This is a genomic window from Aminivibrio pyruvatiphilus (assembly GCF_004366815.1).
Classification (GTDB): Bacteria; Synergistota; Synergistia; order Synergistales; family Aminobacteriaceae; genus Aminivibrio; species Aminivibrio pyruvatiphilus.
On record NZ_SORI01000007.1, the window covers coordinates 19,633 to 45,874 of the forward strand.

Sequence of the window (26,242 nt, forward strand, 5' to 3'; positions counted from 1 at the left end):
TTTCCTGTCTTTTTTTCCTCTCCCCGAACCTTTCTTTCCGTTTGACTTTTTCCGGAAACAGATCTATTCTCCCCTCTACGGAGGAATCGGATCATGAGCCCGAAAATCGCCCCCACCAGGGGAAACATGGTGAAATTCGCATCATCGCTGAAACTGGCCGAGAAGGGACACGACCTTCTCGAGCAGAAACGGACCATCCTCCTTATGGAGCTGATGGGGAAAATCCGGGAGGCCAAGGAACTCCAGCACTCCCTTGAAGCGGTCTTCTCCGAAGCCTACTTCAGCCTCCAGATGGCCGGACTTTCCCTGGGCATCGAGAACGTGGAGGAACTCTCCTACTCTGTCCCCGAAACCGACGACTTCACCGTGAGGCTCCACTCCGTCATGGGCGTGGAGATACCGAAGGTGGACCCTGTAAACAGGCCGCCCGAACCGTGCTACTCCTTTCTCGGCACGTCGGGGGTCCTGGATGGCGCCTACCTTCACGCCACGGAGGTGCTCTCCCTCATCGCCCGGCTGGCGGAGGTGGAGACTTCCGTCTATCGGCTGGCAGTGCAGATCAGGAGGACCTTCCGGCGGGTGAACGCCCTGGAGAAGGTGGTCATTCCCTCCCATAGGCGGATGCTCGCCTGGATCGCCAACGTGCTCGAGGAGAACGACCGGGAGGATTTCACCCGGATGAAGATGGCCCGCGAGGGATTGGAAAACGAAGGAGGAGGGATCCTATGAACCTGAGCGAAGTGCTGACCGCCCTTCTGGCCGCCGAGGACGAAGCGGCGGATTCTGTTGAGGACGCCCGGCGGAAGGCTGCGGACATCCTCCGGGAAAACAGGGAAAAATTCGCCGCGGACCAGGAGGCCCGGCTCACCGCCGCCAGGGCCCAGGCGAAGGCCATCGTGGAGTCGGCCCGTCATTCCGCCGAGCTTGAGGCCGCCCAGATCGCCGACATGGGAATGCGGGGGCGGCAGAAGATGAAGGATCAGTTCGGCGAAAAGGCCCCGCCGGCGGTGTCGAAGTTCGCGGAAGAGATCGCCGAACGGTACGGAAAAAAAGGAGGGGCCTAGGTGTCCTTTCTCGCCGCGGGAGAACGGGCCGCGGTGACGGCGAAGGCCCGGGTCTACAGGGGAAGGCTTCTCGCCCCCTCTGACTACCTCCGGCTTCTCGAACTGGAGACCGTGGGGGAGATCGCCGCCTACCTCGCGAAGACGGAAGCTTACGGTCCGTACATCACGGAGCCTTCTCCGGAGACCATGCACCGGGGGGACCTGGAGGCGATCATCACCTCCGTCCCTCTCCTGGAGGAGATCCCTTTCTGCCGCTACCTCGGTCCGGAACGAAGCGCCCTGCTCCGGGCATGGGGCGAGCGGTTCGACGTGGACGTGATCAAGCGGGTGCTCCGCATCATCACCACGGGAATGGGAAGCAGGGAGAACCTCCGGCGGAGGGTGGCCTCCGTCCCCATCACCGTGGCGGACGGGGAGAAGCTCCTGGCGGCCGGAAGCCTGAGGGACGTGCTGGAGTCCCTTCGGGGGTACCCCTTATACGACATCCTCGCCGAGCCCCTGAAAAGGATCGAAAAAGAGGGTGGCACCCTCTTTCGGCCCAAGATGGCCATGGATGCCTTCTTTCTCACCCGGATTCTCTCGAAGGGGAAAAAGCTGTCCGGGAGCGAGGGGCGGGGCGTCCGGCAGATTTTCGGCACCAGGGCGGACCTGATCAACATGTACTGGATCTACCGGAGCCGCCGGTTCTTCTCCCTCACCCCGGAGGAGGCCCTCGGCCTGACGCTGCCGGTGCGCTACAGGCTGAATTTCGACACGCTGAGCTCCTTCGCCTTCGCCCCCGACGTGCCGTCCATGGTGAAGCTGCTCAGGGAGAGCCCCTACGGCGAGGCCTTCCGCACCTCCGGCGGAAACGAGGTCCCGGAGGTGGGGGAGATGGCCCTGGAGCACAACCTGTACCGGATCCTCTGGAGGACGGCGTCGGCCATCTTCCGGTCCGGCTCCGCGGGGGTCCACGCGGTGCTCGCGTACCTGACACTGAGAGAGCTGGAGGTGAAGGACCTGTTTACCATTATTGAAGACGTGCGGTATCACTACGACAGGAAAAAGGCCAGGGAATTCCTCATCCATCCCGCCGCCGCATCCTTCGCCGGAAAGGAAAGGGAGGTCGAACCGTCGTGGCTGTAGTGGAAATGATGGGGATGTCCCTCATCGGTCCCCGGCAGGAGATAGAGGCCCTGGCGGCGGAACTGCTCACCCTGGGAAACTTCGAGCCCGTTCCCCTGGAATTTGCCCTTGAACGGCGCCCCGCGTCCCTGTCTTCGGGAGGGGCGCGGATTTCCACCTTCCAGAAGAACCCCTACGACGAACTCCTGGAGAAGCTGAACTACGTCTGGAAGGAAGCGGGAGCGGTATTTCCCGCTGAACGGACCTGCAGCCGGGACACCCCGTCCCTTTCCCGGGAGGAATGCTCCCGGCAGGTGCTCGATGTGGCCCAAAAAATCGACATCTGGAAAAAACGGGCTGAAGTCCTGGAGGAAGAGCGGGAGAAGCTCATGGCGGCGGGGGCCTTCCTCGACGCCCTGGCATCCGCCGACAGGGACGTGGAGGAGACCCTGATGACCCGGTATCTCTCCATCACCTTCGGGCGCCTGAGCGCGGAAAACTATAAAAAACTGGAGGAAATGGCCGCCGTCACGCCCCTGCTGGTCTACCCCGTGGTGGCGGAAAAAGGGTATGTCCTGGCCATCGTCTTCTGCTCCAGGGACTACCTGGAGGAGGCGGAGAAGATCTTCCGGACGGTCTACCTGAAGGAATACCGGCTGACCGACCTCTTCGAGGGTGCTGGTGCAAACCTCAGGGAGCGGCTGAGGGAGCGGCAGCTCGACTCGGAGCGGGCCATCCGGGCCCTCCAGGAAGCCCCCCGGAACTACCTGGGACGCCGGAGGAAGGATCTGGAGCGGCTCTACTGCGCCGTCCACTCCCTCCAGCGGGTCTACGCTCTCTGCCAGAAGCGGGGGGAGATGAGCGGCATTTTCGTGCTGTCGGGGGTCATCCCCGCCCCGACGCTGGACAGGGTGGCGGATCAGGTGGAACGGCTGGGCCCCAACACCCTGCTGCTCACGGAAAAGGGAACGGAACTGGAAAAACGGGGCAGGCAGCTCCCCACCCTGCTGAAGAACAATTTCCTCGCCCGAACTTTCCAGGAGATCGTGGCCCTCTACAGTCTGCCCTCCTACGGGGAGACGGACCCTTCACCGCTGGTGGCGCTGAGCTTCTGCCTCTTCTTCGGCTTCATGTTCGGCGACGTGGGGCACGGCTTCCTTCTCGCCGCCGGGGCATGGTGGCTTGCCCGGAAGGGGATACTAAAAAAAGCCTTCGCATCGGTGATCCGGATCGCAGGAGTCTCCGCCATGGTCTTCGGCTTTCTCTACGGGAGCGTCTTCGGCTCGGAGGAGATCCTGCCCTCCCTGTGGACTTCCCCCATGCACGGCATCTCCGACCTGATACAGACCTCCCTCTTCGTGGGAGTGGCCTTCCTGAGCATGGGGATCGCCATCAACATCCTGGCCCTGAAACGGGAGGGACGGACGGGAAAGATGCTCTTCGACGGCGAGGGGGTGGCCGGTCTCCTCTTCTACTGGACCGCGGCCCTTACGGCCGCCATCGCCTTCACGTCTGACGGGGGGGCTCCGAAACCGCTCCTGGCGGTTCTCGGGCTGCTTTTCCTGGTGATCCTCTTCAGCTCGGTGCTGGAGCGGCTCCTGTTCGGCCCCCAGGAAAAGGACGAGGGCGGAGTGGTCCACACCTTCACGGTGTTCCACGACCTGCTCTCCTTCCTGAGCAACACCGCCTCCTTCGTTCGGCTGGCAGCCTTCGCCCTGAACCACGCGGGACTGTCGGCGGCGGTGTTCATGCTCAGCGACATGGTCCACAGCCTCCCCGGGGGAGCCCTCTTCCGGGCAGCGGTCCTGCTGCTCGGCAACATTGTCATCGTGGGCCTCGAGGGTCTCATCGTCTTCATCCAGACCCTGAGGCTCGAGTACTATGAGTTCTTCAGCAAGTTCTACCACGGCGGCGGCAGGCCCTTCGCCCCCGTGACCTGGAATGGGAAAAAACAAGATTAGACTATCGAGGAGGAACCAATTCATGAGCGGACTTGTACTTATTGCAGGAGGAACGGTGTTTGCCTGCGCTGCCGGATTCTATCTTCGGGGACGGACCGTGCGCTCCCCCAGGGCGGTCCTGGGAGGCGTCCTCGCCGTCCTGGCCGTCCTTCTCGCCGCCGGACTCGTACTGACCCTGCTGCCCGCCCCGTCGGCGGCCGCTGAGGCAACCGCAGCCTCCGCCGCGTCGGGGCTGGGGTTCCTCGGCGCGAGCCTCGCCACCGGGCTGGCCTGCCTGGGTGCGGGCATCGCCGTGGCCGTGGTGGGCGCCGCCGCCCTGGGCGTGGTGGGAGAGAAGCCCTCCATGCTGGGGACGACCCTCATCTACCTCGGCCTGGCGGAAGGCATCGCCATCTACGGAGTCATCGTCTCCCTGCTGATCCTGGGCAAGCTGTAGCCCGGAGGCTCCCGGGGACATGAAGGGATTCCTCATCAGCGACAACCACGACTCCCTGGTACTGCTCCGCCTGGCGGGCATCCCCGGCGTGGAGGTCCACGGCCCGGAGGAGACCGCCGCAGCCCTGGAGGACGTGCTGGCGAACAGGCCGGGCGTGGGAGTCCTTGTCATCACCGAAAAGGCCGCCGCCCAGGTTCCCGCCATGGTGAAGGCCCTCCGGGAAAGGGGAGAAACCCCTCTCCTGGTGGAGATACCCGACCGCCACGGCAGCATGCGGCAGGGTGACTTTCTGACGCGGTACATCCGCGACGCGATTGGAGTGAAGATAGAATGACCGGTTCCATAGCAGGAGACGGCCGGAATTACGAGGTCCGCAACCCCGAAAAACTGGCCTCCCTGAAAAATTTGCTGCTCAAGAAGGCCGACGACGAACGGGAAGCCCTCCTGGAATCAGCCAGGAGTGAGGCAGCCTCGTGGCTCGCCGAGCAGAACGCGGCCCTGGACCGCATGGTGGAGCAGATCCACGCCGAGGCGGTGAAACGGGCGGAGGAGATATCCAAACGGCAGATTTCAGGTGCCGAGATGGCCCGGACCAAGGAGCGGCTCCGCCTCCAGAACTCCCTTCTCGACGAGGCGGTGGGGATGCTCCAGAAGGAGCTCACAGCCCTCCGGATTCATCCGTCCTATCCCGCGGTCCTCGCGGGCCTGGCCCTCGAGGCGGCGGAAAACCTCCCCGCCGGGACGGAGGTCAGAATCCAGCTCGCCTCCGAGGACGAAGCCCTGGGGGAACCTCTGGCGGCCCGCCTCCGGGAGAAGCGTCCCGATCTCTCCGTCTCCTTCGCCCCCGACGCCGCCCCCATCCTGGGCGGGGTCTGGCTCTCCGCACCGGACGGCTCGTGGCGCTCCCCCGCCGACTGGCGGGAGGTCATCGCCGAAGTGAAGGATGCCCTCGCCGAGCGGATCCTCTCCCTCCTGTGAGGAGGCGGCCATGAACTCAGGACGAATCATCACGGTGAACGGCCCCGTGGTCCGGGCGACGGGCATGCGGGACTTCTCCATGCGGGAGATGGTCACCGTGGGACATCTTTCCCTGCTGGGAGAGATCATCCGCCTCGAAGGGGAGGAAGCCCTCGTCCAGGTGTACGAAGACACGGCGGGCCTCACCGTGGGCGAACCGGTAACGGGGTCGGGAAGCCCCCTCTCCATGACCCTCGGTCCCGGCCTCATGGGCTCCATTTTCGACGGTATCGGCAGGCCCCTGGCCCGCCTTATGGAGAAGGAAGGGGCTTTCGTGACACGGGGCGTCTCCGTTCCCCAGGTCGACCCCGACCGTACCTGGGAGGTCACTCCCCTGGGCAAGGTAGGGGACGTGGTCACCCCCGGGACGGTGCTGGCATCGGTGAAGGAGACCTCTCTTGTGGAGCACCGGATTCTGGTGCCCGCAGGGCTTGCGGGGGAAATCCTCTCCATACTCCCCTCGGGCTTCCACAGGGCGTCGTCCGTGGTGGCGAAAATCCGGGATGCCCGGGGAAAAGAAAGATCCGTCCCCATGATCACACGGTGGCCGGTGCGGACGCCCCGGCCCATAGCGGAGCGGCTTCTGCCCGACGAACCCCTGCTCACCGGGCAGAGGGTCATCGACGGCCTCTTCCCTCTTTCCAAGGGCGGCGTGGCCGCCATTCCCGGAGGATTCGGCACGGGCAAGACGGTGACCCAGCACCAGCTGGCCAAGTGGAGCGACGCCCAGATCGTGGTCTATATCGGCTGCGGCGAGCGGGGCAACGAGATGACCCAGGTGCTTGAGGAGTTTCCTGTCCTGGAGGATCCCCGCTCGGGGAAGCCCCTCATGGAGCGGACCATCCTCATAGCCAACACGTCGAACATGCCCGTGGCGGCAAGGGAAGCCTCCATCTACACGGGCATCACCCTGGCCGAGTACTACCGGGACATGGGCTACGACGTGGCCCTCATGGCAGACTCCACCTCCCGGTGGGCGGAGGCCCTGAGGGAGATTTCCGGCCGCCTCGGAGAGATTCCCGCCGAGGAGGGGTTCCCCGCCTACCTCCCTACCCGCATCGCCGAATTCTACGAGCGGGCGGGAAAGGTTACCACCCTGGGGGGAACCCGGGGCAGCATCTCCATCATCGGCGCCGTCTCCCCTCCGGGAGGCGACTTCACCGAGCCTGTGACCCGCCACACCAAGCGGTTCATCCGCTGCTTCTGGGCACTGGACCAGCAGCTCGCCCGGTCCCGCCACTTTCCGGCAATCAGCTGGATCGACTCCTACAGCGAGTACGGCGACGAGGTGAAGGACTGGTACGCCGCGAACGTGAACCCGTCCTGGGCGTCCCTGCGGGAGCGGGCAAGAGAGATCCTTGCGGAGGACGACAAGATCCAGCAGATCATCCGCCTCGTCGGCGAGGACGTCCTCCCCGACGACCAGAAGCTCACAGCCCTCACGGCGTCGCTGCTGAAGAACGGCTACCTCCAGCAGGGGGCTTTCGGGCCCGATTCCTACTGCCCGCCGGAGAAGGGGCTGGCCATCCTCGACCTGCTCCTCGGGTTCCATGAGAAGGCTGACAGGCTGCTGAAGCGGGGCTGTCCCCTCTCGCTCCTCAAGGGAATAAAGGAGCTGGTGGAGCTGACCCACCTGAGGGAGATCCCTGCGGAGATGAAGGAAGCCTTTGCCGATCTGAAAAAGCGTCTCTTCGAGCGCATGGAGACGGTGGACCGGGAGCGAATTGCCCCCGGAAGGGAGGGGTAAACCATGGCAGCAACCGAATACGTGGGCGTGGAGAAAATCTCCGGTCCCTTCCTGCTTCTGTCCGGCATCCCCGGGGTGGGATATGACGAAATCGTGGATGTTCTTTCTCCGGACGGAGGGGTGCGCAAGGGACGGGTGGTCCTCGTGGACCGGAATTCCACCCTGGTGCAGGTCTTCTCGGGCACCGAGGGACTGGCCCCATCCTCCACAGCCGTCCGTTTTCTCGGCCGTGAACTCGAAATTTCCCTGTCCCCGTCGCTTCTCGGCCGGACGTTCTCGGGGCTGGGCGAGCCGAAGGACGGGTGCGGCCCCGTACTCGGGGGCGTGCGCCGGCCGGTGAACGGATCGGCCATAAACCCCATGGCCAGGGAGTATCCCCGGGACTTCATCTCCACGGGCATATCGTCCATCGACGTCCTCCTCACACTGATCAGGGGGCAGAAACTCCCCATCTTCTCCGGGAACGGCCTGCCCCACAACCAGCTGGCGGTGCAGATCGCAACCCAGTCCCGGCTCGTGGGGGCAGAAAACTTCGCCGTGGTCTTCGCCGGAATCGGCATCAAGCACGACGACGCCGCCTACTTCCAGCAGCGTCTCTCCGCCCACGGGCAGGGAGGGCACCTGGTACTCTTCCTCAACCTGGCGGACGACCCGGTGATCGAGCGGATCGCCACGCCGAGGTTCGCCCTCACGGCGGCGGAATACCTCGCCTTCGACCTTGGAATGCACGTTCTGGTCATCATGACGGACATGACAAGCTACTGCGAGGCTCTCCGGGAGCTCTCCGTGGCCCGGGGCGAGGTGCCGAGCCGGAAGGGATATCCCTCCTACCTGTACAGCGACCTGGCGTCCCTCTACGAGCGGGCCGGGGTTCTGCGGAGCGGGCGGGGGAGCGTCACCCAGATCCCCATCCTCACCATGCCGAACGACGACATCACCCACCCCATCCCCGACCTGACGGGGTTCATCACCGAGGGGCAGGTCGTCCTTTCCCGTGATCTCGAGGCCCGCGGAATCTATCCTCCCGTAGAAGTTTTGCCGAGCCTGTCCCGGCTCATGAAGGACGGCATCGGCAAAGGATACACACGGGAGGACCACCCCGACCTCGCAGGACAGCTGTTCGCCTCCTACAGCAGGGTCCACAACGTACGGTCCCTCGCAGGAGTGGTGGGCGAGGACGAAGTGAGCCCGGCAGACCGGGCGTCCCTGGCCTTCGGGGATGCCTTTGAACGGTCCTTCCTCAGCCAGGGGCCGGAGGAGAACCGGGAGATCAGCCAGTCCCTCGATCTGGGATGGGAGCTTCTCTCCTCTCTGCCCGTACAGGAACTGTCCCGGCTTTCCATGGAGGAGATCGAAAAGTACATCCGGAAAAAGGGCGCGTAGATGCAGCGCAGGGGCCGGGGAGATTTCCCCGGCCCCTCCTGTCGCATGAAAGTTTGTCATTCCGAAGGGCGAAGCCCGAGGAATCTCGGTTTTACGACCCCGAAATCAAGCTGTGGAGCGATCGCGTTCCCGGAGGGGAAGGATCTCGGGTTTAAGGCCTTCAGAATCAGGATCAGATCCTTCGTCGCAAACACCGCTCCTCAGGATGACAAGAACGGGGACAATCCCGCCTCTGCTGCCGTACCATAAAGGTTTGTCATTCCGAAGGGCGAAGCCCGAGGAATCTCGGTTTTACGACCCCGAAATCAGGCTGTGGAGCGATCGCGTCCCCGGAGGGGAGGGATCTCGGGTTTGAGTCAACCAAGAACCAAGAACGAGATCCTTCGGCCATGAACCCGGCCTCAGGATGACAAGAACGGGGACAATCCCGCCTCTGCTGCCGTACCATAAAGGTTTGTCATTCCGAAGGGCGAAGCCCGAGGAATCTGGTTTTAAGACCTCGGAATCAAAAACGAGATCCCGCCCCCACAAAGTTTCCCTAAATCACCTGCCGCTCGATCCGCTCCAACTCCACTTGCTCCGATTCCCCTGCGTACCACCGGGGGTTCCTGAACTGTACGAAACAGCCGCAGCCTTCGGGCAGGACATTGCCGTGGGGCGTGTGGACCCGGATGACCTGCCCCGCGATGTTCACGTGGTACTCGATGCAGAAGGTCATGTAGAGCCGCTTCTCTATCCGCCCCGGGTAGCCCGTTCCTTCCGTCCGGCTCAGGCCGATCTCGTTCGGCCGGGAGGCCAGCAGCCCCTCACCATCCGACACGCCCTGGGGAAGCTCGAAGGGGATTGGCTGAATGGTCCCTTCCGCAGGAAACACACGGCCGTCCCTCACCCGGACCCTCAGGAAGTTCGACAGGCCCAGAAAGCCGTAGACGAACTTGTTGGCGGGGTCCTGGTACATTTCCCTCGGCGTTCCCGTCTGGATGATCTTTCCAAGGTCCATGACGAGCATCCTGTCCGACAGGGCCATGGCCTCAGACTGGTCGTGGGTGACGAAGATGATGGTGAAGTTGAACTTCTTCTGCAGGGCCTTGATCTCGAACCGCATGGACTCCCGGAGCTTCGGGTCGAGGTTCGACAGGGGTTCGTCCAGGAGCATGACCCTCGGGTTCGTGACGATGGCCCGCGCCAGGGCGATCCGCTGCTGCTGCCCCCCGGACAGGTCCGAGGGGTAGGCCTTCTCGGCGCCCTGGAGGTCCGTGTGGCCCAGGGCGGTCATGACCCGCTCCCGGAGCTCGTCCCTCGGGGTCTTCTTGACCCTCAGGGGAAAGGCCACGTTCTCGAAGACGTTCAGGTGGGGCCACACGGCGAAGGCCTGGAAGACCATGCCCAGCCCCCGTTCCTCAGGAGGGACGTAGAGGTTCTTCGACTTCACGGACACAGGCTTGTCACCAAGCCAGATTTCCCCTTCCGTCAGGTCCTCGAAGCCGGCGATCATGCGGAGGGTGGTCGTCTTCCCGCAGCCGGAGGGGCCCAGGAAGGAGAAGCACTCCCCTTCCTGTATCTCGAGGTTGAAGTTGTCCACCGCAGTCACCCGGTGGCCTCCCCGGGTGACGAATTCCTTGGTCACGTTCTTCAGCGTTATCCGGCTCATGTTATATACCCTTCCTGTCTCTGGTCACATACCGGAGGGCGAAGTGCCCCGCGATGATGATCCCGATGGCCACGGTGGCGAGGGCCGAAGCCTGCACCGTGTTCCCTTCCGAGTTGATGGCGTAGATGGCCACGCCGAGGGTCCTGGTGAAGGGCCCGTAGAGCAGTACCGACGTGGTCAGTTCCCTCATGGCCGGCAGGAAGATGAGGAAGAAGCCTGCGATCATGCCCGGGCGTATCAGGGGTATGGTGATGTCCCGGAGGGACTCGAGATGGGTGGCCCCGCAGGACCGGGCCGCCTCCTCCAGGGAGTAGTGGACCTGCTCAAGGGAGGCCGACGCTGATTTCATGGCGAAGGACACGTACCGGGCGATGTAGGCGATGAGGATGATCCAGATGGTGTTGTAGAGGTTGATCCCGAAGGCGCCGCTCCAGACCAGGATGACGCCGATGGCCAGCACCAGCCCCGGGATGGAATAGGGCAGCAGGGAGAGCATCTCCAGGAAGCCCTTTCCCCTGGGCTTCACCTTGATGACCACGTAGGCGATCATCACGCCCAGGAACATGGTGATCACGCCCGAGGCCACCGACAGGAAGAGACTGTTCACGATGGAATCCCGGACCATCTTCGACTGCCCCAGGATGTACTCGTAGTTCCGCAATGTGAGGTTCTGCAGCGTGAGCGGCAGGCCGTAGGCCTTGAGGAACCCCACGATGAAGATCATGAAGAGGGGGACCACCACGATGACGAACAGGGAAAGCAGGCTGATCCCGAGAAGGGGGATCTTCGCCCCCCGCAGCTTGATGAGCATGGGCCGCATGCTCTTTCCCTTGATGATGTCGTAATGGCCCGTCTTGAGCACGAGGCGCTGGATGTAGAGGGCCGCCACCACCACGCCCACCAGCAGGATGGACAGGGCCGCCCCCTCCCGGATTCCGTCGAAGCTGCCGGCGGACCGGTTGATGAGCTGGTAGATCTTCGTGGGCAGGGTGAAGATGTTGTTGGAGAACCCGAGGATGGCCGGCACGCCGAAATGGGAGATGGAGGAAATGAGGATGAGCATGGCTCCCGCGGCGATGGCGGGCAGGACCAGGGGAAGGGTGATCTTCCGGATCACGTACCACTGCCCCGCCCCGGCGATCCGGGCGGACTCCTCCAGGGTGGGGTCCATGCGCTCGAGGGCGCTCACCACCTGGAGGAAGACGAAGGGGAAGTAATAGCAGGTCTCCACGAAGACGATGCCGCCGATGCTGTTGATGTCCAGCAGCGGAGCGGTGCTCCCCGTGAGCTGCATGAACCACTTGTTCATGTACCCCGACCGGGGGGCGAGCAGCAGGCTCCACGCCATGGCCCCGAAGAAGGGGGGGAACATGTAGGGAATGGTGAACAGGGCCTTCATGAGACCCTTCATGGGGATGTCGCTCCGGCCGATCAGCCAGGCGTAGAACAGGCCGAGCACGGTCCCGAAGAGGGTGACGAGAAAGCCGATCTTCACGGTGTTGTAGATGGCCGAAAGGTTCTCCGGGGCCAGGACGACCCGGGTGAACAGGGCCCAGTCGGGCTGGGTGCCCTTGAAGAAGGTCCTGACGACGATCATGAGCATGGGCATCAGGACCGTCACGATAAGGATGAACAGCGAAAGGAGGAAGACGATCCGGTCCAGGCCGAAGCGGCGGTCTCCCCGGGACGTTTCTTTTCCGAACATGCTTGTCAGAAAAAATTTCATGTCAATGCTCCTGTAGTGGGGAAATCAAAGGTCAAACCTGGGATCCAGGGGATCCGCCTCGTACACCGCCGGCTGGAGAAACTCCACCGCGCAGGGGGAACCCTCGGCGGGGACCCCCCGGCCGAAGGCCTCGAGGGAATCCTCCTGGACCCTGACGGTATAGCCGCCCACGTTCACGAAATAGTCGAACTGGTGCCCAAGGTAGGTCACCCGCTCCACCACGCCCTCCACGCCTGCGGGGTCGTCCGAAAGGGGGGAGACCCGGATGTCCGTGGGGCGTGAGGCAAGGAGCAGCCTGGAGCCGAAGTCTTCCGGAATGTCCGCCGCAAGGCTGTCGAGCTTCCGGTTTCCGGAAGGCGAGACAAGATGGAGGGAGCCGTTTTCGTGAAGAAGGGGAAGGAAGTTGGACACGCCGAGGAAGGCGTAGACATCCCGGTCCTTCGGGCGGTTCCAGATCTCCTCAGGAGTTCCGAGCTGGCGGATGGTTCCCTTTTTGTCCATGATCACCATGCGGTCGGAGATGGTCATGGCCGTCTCCTGGTCGTGGGTGATGTAGATGACGGTGACCCCGATGGTCTTCTGGAGGTTCCGGATTTCGTAGGCCATCTCCTCCCGGAGCTTCGCGTCGAGGTTGGTGATGGGCTCGTCCAGGACGATCAGTTCCGAGGACGACACCAGGGCCCGGGCCAGGGCCACCCGCTGCTGCTGTCCCCCCGAGAGCTGGGAGGGCAGCCGGTCGGCGAAATCCTGCATCTTCACCTGGGCCATGGCGGCGAGGGCCCGCTCCTTCGCCTCTTCCTTGGGAACTTTGCGCTTTCTCATGGGGTAGACGATGTTTTCGAAGACCGTAAAATGAGGCCAGACGGCGTAATCCTGGAACACCACGCCGATGTTCCGCTTCTCCGGGGCGACCATGATCCTCCGGGACGGTGACGACACCACCCCGTCGTTGAGCAGGATTTCGCCGCGGCCAATCTTTATGAACCCGCACAGAGCCCTCATCAGGGTCGTCTTTCCGCAGCTGGAAGGACCGACGATCGCCAGGTTCTCTCCCCGCTCCACTTCAAGGGACAAACCGTCGATAACGGTGTTCTTTCCATAGTGTACGGTGATGTCCCTCATCGAGACTATCGCCATGGGCGCACCTCCTGGATATGATGCGCGGTCCGGGATGACCTCCGGACCGCACGGGCAATACCGGAAAATACCGGCGTCTATTTGAAAATGGCGTCGAACTTCTGCAGCATGTCCAGCTTGTCCCGGACCAGGGCCGCGGGATCCACGGGAAGCATCCTGGCCTCGGCGACCTTCACGTCGATGGCGTTTTCCAGCTTCATGTCCGGGTTGATGGGCATGGTGAACTCCTCGAGGAGCACCGACTGGCCCTCCACGCTGATGATGTAGTCGTAGAGCTTCTTTGCGGCTTCAGGGTTCTTTGTGTTCTTGATGATGGCGATGGGGCTCTCGATGATGGGTATGTCAGCCTCGGGGTAGGCGAATCCCACGGTGGCTCCCTGGGCCATGACGGTGCGGGCGATGTAGTCCACTCCGATGGAGACCTTGTACTCTCCGGCGGCGGCCTTGTTGACCACTGCGCTGGACCCGTTCTCGAGCTTCAGGCCGTTGGCCTTCAGCTTCTCCAGGTATTCCCAGCCGTATTTCGGGCTCTGGACGAGGCCGGCCACGGTGAACAGGGTGGTGCCGCTGGTGGTGGGGTCGGTCATGGAAAGGTAATCCTTGAACTCGGGCTTCAGCAGGTCTTCCCATGTTTTGGGGATCTGGTCTTCCTTCACGAGGTTGGTGTTGTACACGAAGCCCAGCATGATCAGCCGGGCGGACATGTACAGCCTGTCGGCGTCCTTGAACTTGTCGGGGATATCGGCGGCCGCGGGGGAATCGTAGGGCATCAGGAGGTCCTGCTCCTTGAAGGTCAGGTAGTTGGTGGGATCGCCCACCCAGATGATGTCGGCCGCGATGCCGCCGGACTGGTGCTCCGTGGCCAGCTTGGTCATCACGTTGCCGGTGCCGGCGGTGTAGTAGTCCATGGTCACGTTGGGGTGCTTCTTCATGAAGCCCTCCCGGATGGCGGCGAGCTGGGAATCTTTCAGCGAGGAATAGAGCATGACGTACTGCTTCTCTTCGGCCGCCGCGGCCGTCTGCGTGAAGGACCCTGTCATCGCGGACGCCAGGAGCGAAAGTACGAGCGCTGCCTTAACAAACTTTCCCATAGAAATCATCTCCTCCTTGAACTTTTTTAAACCCGGTGACATTGTAGGAGAAAGGGATTTCCGGGAAAACTGCAAATTTCGTTTCTTTGTTTTATCCCCGATTATCGAAGGCGGAAACGGGAGCGGTACTCCCCGGGGGTGGTGCCGAAACGCTTCCTGAAGAGGGTATAGAAATAGTTCTCGTTGGAAAAGCCCGCGGCCGCCGCCGCGTCACGGACGGGGATGTCGGTCTCCGCCAGCAGCGCCGAGACCTTTTCCATGCGGACCTCCAGGCAGTAGTCGCTGAGGGAGACTCCTCCGGCCTCCTTGAAGATTTTGGAGACGTGGGAGACGGAAAGGCCGACCCTGTCGGCCAGGTACTGCTGGCAGAGGTTTGGATTGGCGTACTCCTCCCGGACCGTCTCCCGGATCTGCTCCACCAGCGCCCGGTTTTTCTCCGTCCTGCACCGCTGCAGGGTCTTTTCGAAAGCTTCGAACCACTCCCGAAAGAAACCGTCCAGGGTCGTCCTGTCCTCGAGAGTCTCGACTGTCTGCTCAAATTCCCCGATGTTCATCTCCTTCGGGCTGCCGAACCCCTTCCCCATCTCCTTCGCCAGGAGCTGCAGTGAAATGTAGAGCCTCTTCATGGAGAACCGGAAATGGGTGAAGGAACCGCCGGAGATGGCCTCGAAAAACTGCAGGTACGCCTCGAAGGCATCCTCTGCCCTGCCCTGGCGGAGAAGCTGCAGCAGCTCCTTCTCCTTCTCCGTGGGGTAGGTCACCGCGGTGCCGCTGCTTCTGGACTCTTTCGGGCACCCGAGGATGGTGCCTTCCGGATAAAGGAAGGAGAACCGCAGCTCCCGGAGAAGGGAATCGGCCAGTCCGGGCAGGAAGGAAAGCCCCTCCGCCTGGGGAGAGCCCACGGCGATCCTGGCGCCCAGCGAGACGGCCCGTGAGCACAGTACCCCCGTTGTTCTTCCGGAACCTCCCTGGAACAGGACCACCATCCGCTCCCCGTCGAAGGGAACCCCCATCAGGGCCGTCTCCGGAAAATCGGACCTGAGCCTGTCCAGCTTTTCTTCAGTGAAAGGCCTGAAACCCGTCAGGCCGAAGGGTTCTTCCGGAGAGAAGGGGATCCGGAATTCCCGGAACTGCTCCAGGAGGCTCCCGGGATCGGCGGTCTTTCCCGACAGGGCCCCCCGCAGTACGTCGGTCTGCAGGAGCTTCCGGTAGGACTCGGCCGTCTCCTCCACCGTCTCGGCCCGGGACAGGATGCTGTCTATCCGGGAGGAGAGGAATCCGAGATCTCCCTGGCCGGAATTTTCCCCCTCGGCGTGGGGGTCCACCCTGCGCACGAGCTGCCTGATGGGCCTGTAGAGTTTCCTGGAGACCGCCACCACGAGGAGCATGGCCAGGGGAACGCAGACCAGCACGAGGATCATGGTGGTCCGCCGCCGGGCGAGGATCTCCCCCATGATGGCCCCGTAGGGATAGGTCCGGATGAGGAAGGGGGAATTCTCCCCGCTCCGGGAATAGAAAACGAACACCTCGTCCTCCCCGGACAGGAAGGAAAAGGAGCCGCTCCGGTCTCCCCGGGCCTTCAGCCGCCGGAACAGCCCGTCACCGGCGATGTTCTTCAGGAACATGGACGGGTCGGAATGGTAGGCGATGGTGCCGTCGGCGTCCACGAACATCACCCGCGACGGGGAAGAGGGCGTGTCCAGGAACACCTCCCGGAGCCAGTCCAGGGTGATGTTCATGATGAGGGCGCCGCCGATTCTCGGCTCCGTCTTCCGGATGTCGTAAAAAACGAAGGAATAGACGGGAACCTCGCCGGAGGCCTGGCGGGAGAACCGGGGGATGGGCTCGAGCCTTCTGCGGTCGGCGGAACCGCCGAGCAGGGAGAGAGCCCCCTGGTCCCGGAACCGTTCCGCCCTGTCGGAATCCACGTTGCTGGTGGCGTACACGTACTTCCGTGCGCCGTTGTAGACATAGATGGAATGGATATGCATCCCCGCGCTCATGACGGCGTCCAGCCGCCGTATTCCCGTCACCTCGTCGAAGTTCTTCAGGTCACCCCGGTACATGAGGTTCTGGATCGACGGCTCCAGGAACAGCTCCATGCCGCTGATGCGGATCATCTTCTGGAGATACTCGTTCATCCGGCGGTTTTCCGCGAGGAACTCCCGGTTCAGCCTGTTCACCGTGGCGGCGGAGAACTGCTCGAAATGGTAGTTGAGGAACCAGGAGAGCACCACGATGGTGATGATGACCGTGGCGGCCACCAGCATGAGGATCTCGGAAAAATAGGTTTTCAGTATCCTGAGTCTGACCATGGCTCCCGGAGCGGCTCCTTCGCATCGTGATGGCGTCCCTTCCGGCCTGGAGGACACGGAAATATGGTACCATACGCCGGCCCGCCGGCCCGGAAACCCGAAGGTATCGATTCAGCCGTGCTATAATTTCCCACAACTGAATATTCTGTTCTTCACAACCCCACTTTTTCCGGGAGGAACGGACTATGGCTGAATTACCGGCTTCGCGAAAAAGACGACCATTCTCCCGGTTCTTTCCGGGAGTCCTGATCATTGCAGCCCTTCTCGCCTTCCCGTTCCTGTCCTCCCCTCCTGCGGCAGCCGTTCCCCCGGGAGAACTCACGCCGGAGGAACGGGAATACCTTCGGCGCCTCGGCCCCGTGAAGATGTGCGTGGACCCGGACTGGTACCCCTACGAGCGGCTCGGTGAAAACGGTGAATTCTACGGCATCGCCGCGGATCTCATCCGACTCGTCGCAGAACGGTCCGGGGTGGAGCTGGAGCTCGTCCCCACCTCGAGCTGGGCTGAAAGCATCGAGTATTCCCGGACGGGACGATGCCACATCCTCGCCTTCCTCAACCAGACCCGCGCCAGGGACGAATGGCTTCTCTTCACTTCGCCCTACTACACGGAACCGGCGGTGTTCATCACAAGGCAGGAACACGAATACATACCGGACCCCGCAAGGCTCACCGGCAGGACCATTGTCCTCCCCGAGGGGACCAGTATGGAGGAGAGGGTACGAAGGGATTACCCCAACCTGCGTGTCATCACCGTCAGGAACGAGGACGAGGTTTTTTCCTTCGTGGCGGGCCGGAAGGCGGACATGACCCTCCGCCCCCTGTCATCCGCAGCCTACGCCATAAAAAAACAGGGTCTCTTCAGCCTGAAGATCGCCGGCCAGCTCCCGGACTTTCTCAACCGCTTCCGCATCGGCGTGGTCAGAGAGGAGCGACTCCTCCGGGACATCCTCGAACGCGGGGTGCTGAGCATCACTCCCGGGGAGACCGAGGAAATCTTCAACCGGCACGTTTCCGTGACGATCGAAAGGGGCGTGGACTACTCCCTTCTCGTGAAGACCGTCCTCCTCTTCCTGGCTCTCTCCGCCGCGGGAGTGTTCTGGTATCTTCACCAGCGCCGTCTGAACAGGGAGCTTGCGGAACTCAGCGGCCGCCTCCGGAAGGACGTGGCCGCCAGGATGGAAGCGGAGGACAGGCTCAGGCTCCTCGCCGACCACCTCCGCATGATCATCGACACCGTGCCCGAGTATATCTTCGCCATGGACCTGAACGGCCGTTTCCTCCTCGCCAACAGGGCGGTGGCTGACCTCTTCGGCACCTCCCCCGAGAATGTCACCGGAAAGACCGACATGGATTACGGAGTGCCGGAAGAGCAGGCGAAGGCCTACATGGAAACCAACCGCACCGTCTACCGGAGCGGAAAACCCCTTGTAATACAGGCTGAGCGGCTGATGAGGCGGGACGGTACCCTGGGGTGGTTCCAGACCACCCGGATCCCCTACATCCATTCGTGGTGGAAAGAGCCGGCGGTTCTGGGCGTGGCCATTGACGTGACCGACAGAATCCGGGCCGAGGAGGAGCTCCGGCGGAGCGAAGAGCGGTACCGTCTTCTCGTGGAGACGGCCCAGGAAGGAATCTGCGTCATCCAGGATTCGGGCATCGCCTATTTCAACCCCATGGTCCGGGAAATGCTCGGATACTCCGGGGAAGAGCTGAGCGCCTCCCCCTTTCTCAGGTTCGTTCACCCGGGGGACAGGGAAGTGGTGGCCTCCAACTACAGGAAGCGGCTCTCCGGAGAACCCGTGGACCAGCGGTACCCCGTCCGCCTTCTGAGAAAGGACGGGTCCGCAGCCCGGATCGAAGTCAGCGGCATCCTTATCGACTGGAACGGCAGGCCGGCCACCCTCAATTTTCTGAACGACATTTCCGGACAGTACGAGGCCAGGGAAAAACTGCTGGAGACCAACCGCTACCTGGAGGAGACCATCGGCGTCACCAGGGACCTGGCGGAGAAGGCCGAGGCGGCGAACAGGGCGAAATCGGAGTTCCTGGCCAACATGAGCCACGAACTGAGGACCCCCATGAACGGCATCCTCGGAATGACAGGACTGCTCCTGGACACTTCCCTTTCCCAGGAACAGCACCGGTACGCGGAGCGGGTCAGGGAAAGCGCGGAATTTCTCCTGGGCCTCCTCAACGACATCCTCGACTTTTCCAAGATCGAGGCGGGGAAACTCGACCTGGAAACCATGGACTTCGACCTGGGAGTGCTGCTGGAAGGTTTTGCGGCCACGGCGGCGGTGAAGGCCGGGGAGAAAGGGGTCGATTTTCTCTGCACTGCCGCCCCCGATGTCCCGTCCCGGCTCCGGGGTGACCCGGGCAGGCTGCGCCAGGTTCTCACCAACCTGGCGGGGAACGCCGTGAAGTTTACCTCGGAGGGGGAGGTATCGGTCCGGGCGTCCCTGGAAAGGGACGACGGCGAGACCGTGACGGTGAAGTTTACCGTGAAGGATACAGGCATAGGCATCCCCGAGGGAAAAAAGGGCCTGCTCTTCAGGAAATTCAGCCAGGGGGACGCCTCCACCACCAGGAGGTACGGCGGGACCGGGCTGGGTCTCGCCATCTCCCGGCAGCTCGTGGAGCTCATGGGAGGGAAGATCGGCTTTGTCAGCCCCGCCCCGGGGCCGGGGAAAATCCCCGGAGGGCCGGGTTCGGAATTCTGGTTCTCCGTTCCTTTCGGGAAACAGTCCGGTGAAGGAAAGATACTCTCTGCTTCCCCCGCCGTTCTGGAAGGAGTCAGGATCCTCGTGGCGGACGGCAGCGAGACCGGCAGGGAAACCCTTTCTTCCCTCGCCGCTTCCTGGGGAATGCGCCCCGAAACGGCCGCTGAAGGAGCCGCCGCTTTCGCGGCGCTCCGGAGAGCGGCGGAAGAGAATGACCCCTTCTCCATCGTTCTCATCGACCAGCACCTGCCGGACACGGAGGGAGAGGCATTAGGGCAGGCTATTCTGTCCGACCGCCGGTTCTCAGGAACGAAACTTGCCCTGCTGGCCTCTTTCGGGGCCCGGGGAGACGCCCGGAAGACTGCTGAAGCGGGGTTCTCGGCCTACCTCACCAGGCCGGTGAGTTCCGGTGAACTCCGCAGCGCCCTCTCTCTCGTCCTCTTCCCCGAAGGCACCGGCGGCACCCCGCCTCTCGCCACCCGCCATGCTGCCCGGGAGCGGTTTCAGGGGTTCGGAGGCCGTGTTCTCGTGGTGGAAGACAACACCGTCAACCAGGAGGTGGCCGTGGGCATCCTCCGGAAGTTCGGCCTTTCCGCCGACGTCGCCCGGAGCGGACAGGAAGCCCTGGAGCTTCTCGGGAAGGCCCCGTATGACCTTGTGCTCATGGATGTCCAGATGCCCGACATGGACGGCCTCGAGACGACGAAACGGATCCGGGGCCCTCTCTCCCCCGCTCTCCGCCCTGACATACCCATCGCCGCCATGACTGCCCACGCCATGCAGGGGGACAGGGAACGATGCCTCGCCGCGGGCATGAACGACTACATAGCCAAGCCCGTCCATCCCGCTGCCCTTGCCGCCGTCCTGCAAAAGTGGCTTCCCCGGACGGAACTGAAGCCCCTTTTACCGGAGAGCTCCGCCTCCGGAGGGGAGGAGTTCCCCGGTGTATGGAACAGGAAGGGCTTCCTTGCCCGCCTGATGGGCGACGAAGCCCTTGCCGGTGACATTCTCGCAGACTATCTCCGGGATATTCCCCTCCAGATAGCCGATCTCAAGGCAGCTCTCTTCCGGGGAGACGCTCCCGCCGTACGGAACAGGGCCCACTCCATCAAGGGGGCATCGGCGAGCATCGAGGCCTCCGCCGTGACTGATGCGGCGTTCGCCGTGGAAGAGGCGGGCCGGTCCGGTGACCTTTCCGGGGCGGAAGCCCTCTTGGAGGCCCTGGATCGGGCCTTTTCCGGTCTGAAGCTGATCGTAACCGGCTCCCGGGGGGTTTCCGGGCCTGAAGAAACGAACTGACGGTTTTTCGGATATCATGAAACCGCCGGGACAGGTTCCCGGCCCGGTAAATCTTTGCCCAGAGGAGGGAACATGCCATGAAAATCCTTGTCGCCGAAGACGACCTCACATCCCGGAGAATACTCTCCTCCGTGCTGGGCAAGATCGGTCACGAAACCGTGGAGACCTCAGACGGGCTCTCCGCCCTTGCCGTGCTGGAAAGCCCCGACTGCCCCCGACTGGCCGTGCTCGACTGGATGATGCCTGGAATGGACGGGCCCGAAGTAATCCGGCGGGTCAGGGAAAAAGGAAATGACCGGCCTCCCTATATCATCATGCTCACCACCAGGGGCTCGAAGGAGGACATTATCGCCGGGCTCGGCGCCGGGGCCAACGACTATCTTGCGAAGCCCTTCGACACCGGCGAGCTCCAGGCGAGGGTTGAAGTGGGACGCCGCATGGTGGAGCTTCAGGACGCCCTCGTGGAAAGCCGGGAAGCCCTTGCCTATCAGGCGGCCCACGACAGTCTTACGGGACTGCTGAACCGCAGGGCGATCCTCGACCGCCTCGCTGCCTGGACCATGGAGGCCCGAGACGGCCATGTGGCGGTAGGGCTCCTGGATATCGACCATTTCAAGAGAGTGAACGATACCCTGGGGCACCAGGCGGGGGATGAGGTCCTCCGAAGAATTGCTTCCGTGATGAAGGAGTTCTGCGGCGCCGATGGGGCAGGCAGGATGGGGGGGGAGGAATTTCTCGCCCTCCGGCGGCCGGGCGGAAACGGAGATCCCTTCAACTTCTTCGACAGCCTCAGGGAGCGCATCGCGAAAACATCCATAAAGACAGAGACGGGTACCGTCTCTGTCACGGCCAGCATCGGCGTAGCCCTGGCCGCTGCCGGGACGGCCGAAGACCGTATCCTGACCGCCGCCGACGATGCCCTCTACCGGGCGAAGAACCTCGGCAGGAACAGGGTGGAAAGGGCGTTCTGAAAAGGGATTTTCACCTATTCCTCTCCCGGGGCAGTCCTGTTGCGACCTTCAGCCTTGGCCCGGTACAGGCCCATATCCGCCCTCCGGACAAGGGTTCCGGGAGTGTCTCCCGGAAGGGCCTCCGCCACCCCGATGCTCACAGTCACATATCTGGTAATATCAAACGTTCCATTCTCCACGTTGCTCCGTATTTCTTCGGCCACGGCGAGAGCTTCCTCCGCACCTCTCCCGGGAAGGACCACCAGGAACTCCTCTCCCCCCCACCGTCCCACGGATCCCCGCTGTCCTACCGTGCCGGAAAGGATGGCGGCCGTCTTCCGCAGCACCCCGTCCCCGGCCTGGTGACCGAAGGTATCATTCACTTCCTTGAAGTGGTCAAGGTCGAGAATGAGCACCGACAGGGGGGCGCCGCTTTTTGCGGAGCTCTGCAGTACCCGCTGGAGGACCCCGTCGAGATGGAGTCGGTTGCTCACCTGGGTCAGGGCGTCCGTCCTGGAGGTCCATTCGAGCAGGGCAATCTTTTCCTCCAGCATCTTCAGAATGCTCGCCACCGCCGCCGTCACCGCGGCAACTTCATGGCGGCTCTTCCCGGACTCCTCCTCCAGGCTCTCCCTGAGCCCTGGAAGATCGGCATCCTTGTCCGAGAGCCTGATAAGGCTGCCCATAAGTCGGGTGTAGGGACGAAGATGGCGGCGAAGCATCAGGAAGAGGCCCAGGGGGAGGGCAACGAAGAAGAATCCCAGGGCAAGCACAAGTTTGCTGTGCAGGTCCGTGAGGGGGACCATTGCCCGGTCGTCGGGGAAATAGACAAGAACCCTTTTCATGGGAATCCCCTCGTGGATCAGCTCCGGATCCAGGTGAAGGAAGGATCTGTAGCAGGCGCCCGCAAAACTTGTTGCAGCCGGGTGCCCCTCAGGCTCCACCAGAAGTTCGAGCCCCGTTCCGGAGACGAAGAACGAGAGCAGTGACGGGGTCACCGGCGCCGCCACCATGACCGTTCCCACGGGGATATCCCCGTAGAGCTTCACTGGAGCCGCACAGATGATGCTGAAGGCTCCCTCGATCTCGTAGAAGGCCGCCACGTCCCTTCCTCCGGCGGCACCCTGAAACGCCGGGTGGGACCGGAGACTGTCGCCGAACCTCGAGGGGTCGTGGGGCCTGGAAAGTACCATGCCGTCCAGGTCGGTGAAGAGAATTTTATCCATTCCCCCCGCATCGAGAAAAAGCTTTCCCCAGGTGGTCAGGTAGTCGGAATCGGCGCCCTCCACGGCCCGGGCGGCATCTCCCGAGGCGCCGAGGATGGCCGCTGTTTTCTTCATGTCGTTCAGGAAGGAGGAAAGCCGGAAACGCAGGAGGGACACCTTGAGACGGTTCTCCAGGGCCACGCTTTCCTCGTGGAGCCTGAGAGACCGGTTCACCTGGAACATGCCCAGGCCAAGCACCAGTATCAGGGGCAGCATGGCCGTGATAAGGACCTTCCAGTACAGCTTCAATCGGGCTCCCCCTTTCGTCCTCAGTCACCGGTCCCGAGAGCCCGGCGGAGGGGGTCGTAAAAGGAATCCCCCAGTACGGCGAATCCGGCGGCAGGCCACTGCAGGTGGAACCGGACAGCCTCCATGGGAGCGGAATCCGGCCCAAGGCGGGGGAGCACTTCCTGCAGAAGTTGTACGTGCTCCTGCGGCACCCTCTTCCCGGCAGCTATGGCATCGAGAGGGATTGGCTCCGAAGAGGCAAGCACCCGGAAAATATTGCCTTCCGTGCCCTCTGCGGCGGCGAGCGTCCCGGAAGACACGGCACCTCCTTCCACGGAGCGGGCTTTCAGGGCCTCGATGACGGCGTCGTGCTTTCCGACGAAGAAGATTTTTCCGAAGAAGGTCTCCGGGTCGATCCCCCTGTCCCGGAGCATCAGCAGGGGGATGATGTAGCCCGAGGTGGAATAGCGGTCGGTGAAGGCGAACCTTTTTCCTTCCAGGCCTTCAAGACCGGTGACGGCACTGTCGGCCAGGCACAGAATCACCGAGTGGTAGAAGGGGGTTATCTCCCCCCCCTCCTCTTCCATGTAGGTGGCCACGTAGGATAGTCCCGGAACGGAGGGGCCGAATCGGACATAGCTCGCCGCACTGAGCATGGCGATATCCACCGAGCCGTCGGCGAGGCGGCGGATGATTTCCTCGTAGTTTCTCGTGACCACCGTGCGGACCGTCCACCCCGTTGCGGCGGAGATATAATCCGCCAGGGGCTTCAGGGCTTCGTATACTTTTTTCGGGTCGTTGGTGGGGTATGCCGCCAGGGTATAGGCCGGGGGCTCCGCGAAGAGCGGCACTGCCGGAGGAAAGGCGGAACAGAACAGCAGGAGGAGGACAGTAAAAAAAACACCCCGGCAGATATTCCGGGGCTGCTCGAAGCCTGCTTTTTCCGGAACCTGTGAACGGTTGTCCTCCACGGAACGGTTTCTCCGGAAGAAAGTCGGCAAACTATTCACCTTCTTTAATTCTGTTTGTCTATTATTGTGATCCCAAAATACCATTTCTTTCCCCGGGAGTCAATGATCATGCAGGACTATCACCGGAAAAGAGAATAAAGAAGATAAATCAGAAAAAATTCTTTGTTCCGCCTATTGACAAAAGAAAACCCGGAGAGTATCGTTTTTTTGTCGACATTAAAATTCTCGGTCAGGACGGTGACATCATGGCTGTCTTTTCGGCTCAGGAGTACGGGGAACGGCTCCGAAAAACCAGGGAGCGGATGCACGAACAGGGCGTGGAAGTTCTTCTGGTGTCCCATCCTGCGAACATGAACTATCTCACCGGTTTCGACGGGTGGTCCTTTTACGTCCACCAGGGCCTCATCGTCGCCCTGGACCACGACGAACCCCTCTGGTTCGGCCGCGAGCAGGACAGCAACGCCGCACGGATCCTCACCTCCCTCCGGGAGGAGGACATTCTTGGCTACCCGGACCACTACGTCATGTCGAAGCTCCGCCACCCCATGGATTTCGTGGCGGACATCCTGAAGGAACGGGGCTGGGACAGGCTGCACATCGGCGTGGAAATGGAAGGGTACTACTTCACCGCCGAAGGCTTCCGGGTCCTCGGGAGAAACCTCCCCGGCGCGGTGGTGAAGGACGGTACCCTGGTGGTGAACCTCGTGCGGAGGGTCAAGTCGGAGGCGGAGATCGAGTATATCCGCCAGGCGGCCAGGATAGCTGAAAAAGTTATGAACACAGCCCTCGAGACCATTGTCCCGGGTGTGAGGGAGAACGACGCCGCGGGAGAGATCTACAAGGCCCAGATCAGCGGCACCGCCGAATTCGGCGGAGACTATACCTCCCTCTGTCCCATCATGCCTTCCGCCGAACGGACATCCTCGGCCCACCTCACCTGGTGCACCGACCGCAGGTACGAAAACGGGGACATCGTCCTCCTGGAACTGGCCGGAGCCCGCCACCACTATCACTGCCCCATTTCCCGAACGCTGTTCCTGGGTGAACCCCGCCCCGAACTGCAGAAAATCGCCGACGCCGTCATCGGCGGGCTGAACGAAACGGTGGCCTTCATCCGCCCCGGCGTCACCGCCGAAGAGGTGGAGGCCAAATGGAGGGAATCCATCGCCGGAACAGGGGTGAACAAGCCCTCCAGGGTAGGCTACTCCTTCGGCCTCAACTACCCGCCCGACTGGGGAGAGCAGACCCTGAGCCTGCGGCCGGCGGACACCACCATCCTCCAGCCGGGGATGTGCATCCACTTCATGCCGGGCATCTGGATGAAGGATTTCGGGTTCGAATGCAGCGAGCCCCTCGTGGTCACCGAAAAAGGGTGCGAGCTTTTCCTGAACTTCGAAAGGAAACTCTTCTCAAAATAGGGAAACCGTGGTAATCAGGAAGGAAAAACAGGATCGGAGAGATGGAAATGGACCGCGTAGCCTTTGAAAAGGACACCCTGAGCGAACGGGTCGCCGACTACATCAGGCGGCAGATCCTCTACATGGACACCTTCAGGGACGGAGACCACATCCTGGAGACGGAGATCGCCGAAACGCTCGACGTGAGCAGGGCCACCGTCAGGGAGGCCCTCAAGGACCTTGAGACCCAGGGCATAGTGGAGATCATCCCCCGGAAGGGGACCTACGTGGCCGCCTTCGACCACAAGGACATGATCGAGCTCCTCGAACTCCGCTGCATATGCGAGGCCTACATCTTCGAAACCCTTCTGGCGGAAAACATGCTGGAGGATCAGGACTTCGCGTTCCTTGAGAAGATCATCGACGAGATGGTGCAGGTATCCCGGTCCTCCGGCGAAAAGGGGCTCTCCCGGTCCATGGCCTTTTCCTCCAAAGACCTGGAGTTCCACGGCTATCTCTGGAAAAAATCGGGACGGCGCTGGTTCTGCAAGGTCCTCTCGGACAACTACTACCGGCTCCGGCTCGCCATGATGCAGGACCTCATGCTCGAAAGCAACATGGAACAGTCCGCGGTGATGCACTACGACATCCTCGGGGCCCTGAAGGCGGCGAACCTCGCGGACGCGAAAGCCTTCCTCCGGAAGCATATTCTCACCCTCCACGGCAGCGAAACGGTGATCTGAACCTATTCCTTTCCCCCGGAGTGACAGGATATCC

Annotated in this window: 20 protein-coding genes; 13 read left to right on the forward strand and 7 right to left on the reverse strand. The window is 62.4% G+C overall.

Annotated elements, in window-relative coordinates; genetic code table 11:
- Positions 1-93: 93 nt before the first annotated feature.
- From C8D99_RS06750 to C8D99_RS06790, 9 genes are read left to right on the forward strand one after another with little or no spacing between them, the layout of a single operon-like run.
- Positions 94-729: a V-type ATP synthase subunit D gene (locus C8D99_RS06750; protein WP_133957377.1), complete on the forward strand. Its 636-nt coding sequence runs from the start codon at positions 94-96 to the stop codon at positions 727-729.
- Positions 726-1,064 carry an ATPase gene (locus tag C8D99_RS06755; RefSeq protein WP_133957378.1) on the forward strand — a complete coding sequence of 113 codons (339 nt, stop codon included), beginning with the start codon at positions 726-728 and terminating at the stop codon, positions 1,062-1,064. The genes C8D99_RS06750 and C8D99_RS06755 overlap by 4 nt, the downstream gene beginning before the upstream one ends.
- A complete protein-coding gene (locus tag C8D99_RS06760) occupies positions 1,065-2,189 on the forward strand; it encodes a V-type ATPase subunit (RefSeq protein ID WP_133957379.1) in 1,125 nt (374 codons plus the stop codon).
- Positions 2,180-4,129: a V-type ATP synthase subunit I gene (locus C8D99_RS06765; RefSeq protein WP_133957380.1), complete on the forward strand. Its 1,950-nt coding sequence runs from the start codon at positions 2,180-2,182 to the stop codon at positions 4,127-4,129. Before C8D99_RS06760 ends, C8D99_RS06765 begins: the two co-directional genes overlap by 10 nt.
- A 22-nt stretch (positions 4,130-4,151) precedes the next feature.
- Positions 4,152-4,565: an ATP synthase subunit C gene (locus C8D99_RS06770; protein ID WP_133957381.1), complete on the forward strand. Its 414-nt coding sequence runs from the start codon at positions 4,152-4,154 to the stop codon at positions 4,563-4,565.
- Positions 4,566-4,584: 19 nt separating this feature from the next.
- Positions 4,585-4,899, forward strand: a complete 315-nt coding sequence (locus C8D99_RS06775) for a V-type ATP synthase subunit F (protein WP_133957382.1) — start codon at positions 4,585-4,587, stop codon at positions 4,897-4,899.
- Positions 4,896-5,543 (forward strand): V-type ATP synthase subunit E, encoded by a 648-nt coding sequence (locus C8D99_RS06780; RefSeq protein WP_133957383.1) that lies wholly within the window; start codon positions 4,896-4,898, stop codon positions 5,541-5,543. Before C8D99_RS06775 ends, C8D99_RS06780 begins: the two co-directional genes overlap by 4 nt.
- A gap of 10 nt (positions 5,544-5,553) precedes the next feature.
- Positions 5,554-7,329: a V-type ATP synthase subunit A gene (locus C8D99_RS06785; protein ID WP_133957384.1), complete on the forward strand. Its 1,776-nt coding sequence runs from the start codon at positions 5,554-5,556 to the stop codon at positions 7,327-7,329.
- Positions 7,330-7,332: 3 nt separating this feature from the next.
- The gene (locus C8D99_RS06790; protein ID WP_133957385.1) at positions 7,333-8,712 is read left to right on the forward strand and encodes a V-type ATP synthase subunit B; all 1,380 of its coding nucleotides are present in this window, start codon (positions 7,333-7,335) and stop codon (positions 8,710-8,712) included.
- Between the two features lie 538 nt (positions 8,713-9,250).
- Here C8D99_RS06790 and C8D99_RS06795 read toward each other — a convergent pair.
- The 5 genes from C8D99_RS06795 to C8D99_RS06815 all read right to left on the reverse strand — a co-directional run bounded on the left by C8D99_RS06795 (position 9,251) and on the right by C8D99_RS06815 (position 16,632).
- Positions 9,251-10,363, reverse strand: coding sequence for an ABC transporter ATP-binding protein (locus C8D99_RS06795; protein WP_133957386.1), 1,113 nt, complete (start codon positions 10,361-10,363; stop codon positions 9,251-9,253).
- A gap of 1 nt (position 10,364) precedes the next feature.
- The gene (locus C8D99_RS06800) at positions 10,365-12,089 is read right to left on the reverse strand and encodes an ABC transporter permease (RefSeq protein ID WP_243833856.1); all 1,725 of its coding nucleotides are present in this window, start codon (positions 12,087-12,089) and stop codon (positions 10,365-10,367) included.
- Between the two features lie 24 nt (positions 12,090-12,113).
- On the reverse strand, positions 12,114-13,226 hold the full coding sequence (locus tag C8D99_RS06805) for an ABC transporter ATP-binding protein (protein WP_133957387.1): 1,113 nt from the start codon (positions 13,224-13,226) through the stop codon (positions 12,114-12,116).
- 77 nt (positions 13,227-13,303) lie between these two features.
- Positions 13,304-14,317 carry an ABC transporter substrate-binding protein gene (locus C8D99_RS06810; RefSeq protein WP_166670056.1) on the reverse strand — a complete coding sequence of 338 codons (1,014 nt, stop codon included), beginning with the start codon at positions 14,315-14,317 and terminating at the stop codon, positions 13,304-13,306.
- Between the two features lie 101 nt (positions 14,318-14,418).
- Positions 14,419-16,632 (reverse strand): AraC family transcriptional regulator, encoded by a 2,214-nt coding sequence (locus C8D99_RS06815; protein ID WP_133957389.1) that lies wholly within the window; start codon positions 16,630-16,632, stop codon positions 14,419-14,421.
- A 185-nt stretch (positions 16,633-16,817) separates the two neighbouring features.
- Here C8D99_RS06815 and C8D99_RS06820 point away from each other — a divergent pair, with 185 nt between their 5' ends.
- Together C8D99_RS06820 and C8D99_RS06825 are read left to right on the forward strand one after the other, a co-directional pair.
- Positions 16,818-20,654: a PAS domain S-box protein gene (locus tag C8D99_RS06820; RefSeq protein WP_133957390.1), complete on the forward strand. Its 3,837-nt coding sequence runs from the start codon at positions 16,818-16,820 to the stop codon at positions 20,652-20,654.
- A 77-nt stretch (positions 20,655-20,731) separates the two neighbouring features.
- Positions 20,732-21,625 (forward strand): GGDEF domain-containing response regulator, encoded by an 894-nt coding sequence (locus tag C8D99_RS06825; protein WP_133957391.1) that lies wholly within the window; start codon positions 20,732-20,734, stop codon positions 21,623-21,625.
- A gap of 14 nt (positions 21,626-21,639) precedes the next feature.
- On the opposite strand, the gene C8D99_RS06830 is transcribed toward C8D99_RS06825, so the two are convergent.
- On the reverse strand, positions 21,640-23,118 hold the full coding sequence (locus C8D99_RS06830) for a GGDEF domain-containing protein (RefSeq protein WP_133957392.1): 1,479 nt from the start codon (positions 23,116-23,118) through the stop codon (positions 21,640-21,642).
- Between the two features lie 20 nt (positions 23,119-23,138).
- On the reverse strand, positions 23,139-24,098 hold the full coding sequence (locus C8D99_RS06835) for a phosphate/phosphite/phosphonate ABC transporter substrate-binding protein (protein WP_166670057.1): 960 nt from the start codon (positions 24,096-24,098) through the stop codon (positions 23,139-23,141).
- Positions 24,099-24,313: 215 nt separating this feature from the next.
- Between C8D99_RS06835 and C8D99_RS06840 the strand changes: the two genes are divergently transcribed.
- The gene (locus C8D99_RS06840) at positions 24,314-25,486 is read left to right on the forward strand and encodes a M24 family metallopeptidase (protein ID WP_133957394.1); all 1,173 of its coding nucleotides are present in this window, start codon (positions 24,314-24,316) and stop codon (positions 25,484-25,486) included.
- 41 nt (positions 25,487-25,527) lie between these two features.
- Positions 25,528-26,208, forward strand: coding sequence for a GntR family transcriptional regulator (locus tag C8D99_RS06845; RefSeq protein ID WP_133957395.1), 681 nt, complete (start codon positions 25,528-25,530; stop codon positions 26,206-26,208).
- The last annotated feature ends 34 nt before the right edge of the window (positions 26,209-26,242 follow it).

Bases quoted from the DNA above. Each gene is read 5' to 3' on its own strand.
- C8D99_RS06795 (WP_133957386.1), bottom strand. From the start codon at position 10,363: ATGAGCCGGATAACGCTGAAGAACGTGACCAAGGAATTCGTCACCCGG.
- C8D99_RS06790 (WP_133957385.1), top strand. From the start codon at position 7,333: ATGGCAGCAACCGAATACGTGGGCGTGGAGAAAATCTCCGGTCCCTTC.
- C8D99_RS06810 (WP_166670056.1), bottom strand. From the start codon at position 14,317: ATGGGAAAGTTTGTTAAGGCAGCGCTCGTACTTTCGCTCCTGGCGTCC.
- C8D99_RS06845 (WP_133957395.1), top strand. From the start codon at position 25,528: ATGGAAATGGACCGCGTAGCCTTTGAAAAGGACACCCTGAGCGAACGG.
- C8D99_RS06785 (WP_133957384.1), top strand. From the start codon at position 5,554: ATGAACTCAGGACGAATCATCACGGTGAACGGCCCCGTGGTCCGGGCG.
- C8D99_RS06815 (WP_133957389.1), bottom strand. From the start codon at position 16,632: ATGGTCAGACTCAGGATACTGAAAACCTATTTTTCCGAGATCCTCATG.
- C8D99_RS06800 (WP_243833856.1), bottom strand. From the start codon at position 12,089: ATGAAATTTTTTCTGACAAGCATGTTCGGAAAAGAAACGTCCCGGGGA.
- C8D99_RS06825 (WP_133957391.1), top strand. From the start codon at position 20,732: ATGAAAATCCTTGTCGCCGAAGACGACCTCACATCCCGGAGAATACTC.
- C8D99_RS06840 (WP_133957394.1), top strand. From the start codon at position 24,314: ATGGCTGTCTTTTCGGCTCAGGAGTACGGGGAACGGCTCCGAAAAACC.
- C8D99_RS06820 (WP_133957390.1), top strand. From the start codon at position 16,818: ATGGCTGAATTACCGGCTTCGCGAAAAAGACGACCATTCTCCCGGTTC.
- C8D99_RS06770 (WP_133957381.1), top strand. From the start codon at position 4,152: ATGAGCGGACTTGTACTTATTGCAGGAGGAACGGTGTTTGCCTGCGCT.
- C8D99_RS06775 (WP_133957382.1), top strand. From the start codon at position 4,585: ATGAAGGGATTCCTCATCAGCGACAACCACGACTCCCTGGTACTGCTC.
- C8D99_RS06750 (WP_133957377.1), top strand. From the start codon at position 94: ATGAGCCCGAAAATCGCCCCCACCAGGGGAAACATGGTGAAATTCGCA.
- C8D99_RS06805 (WP_133957387.1), bottom strand. From the start codon at position 13,226: ATGGCGATAGTCTCGATGAGGGACATCACCGTACACTATGGAAAGAAC.
- C8D99_RS06755 (WP_133957378.1), top strand. From the start codon at position 726: ATGAACCTGAGCGAAGTGCTGACCGCCCTTCTGGCCGCCGAGGACGAA.
- C8D99_RS06780 (WP_133957383.1), top strand. From the start codon at position 4,896: ATGACCGGTTCCATAGCAGGAGACGGCCGGAATTACGAGGTCCGCAAC.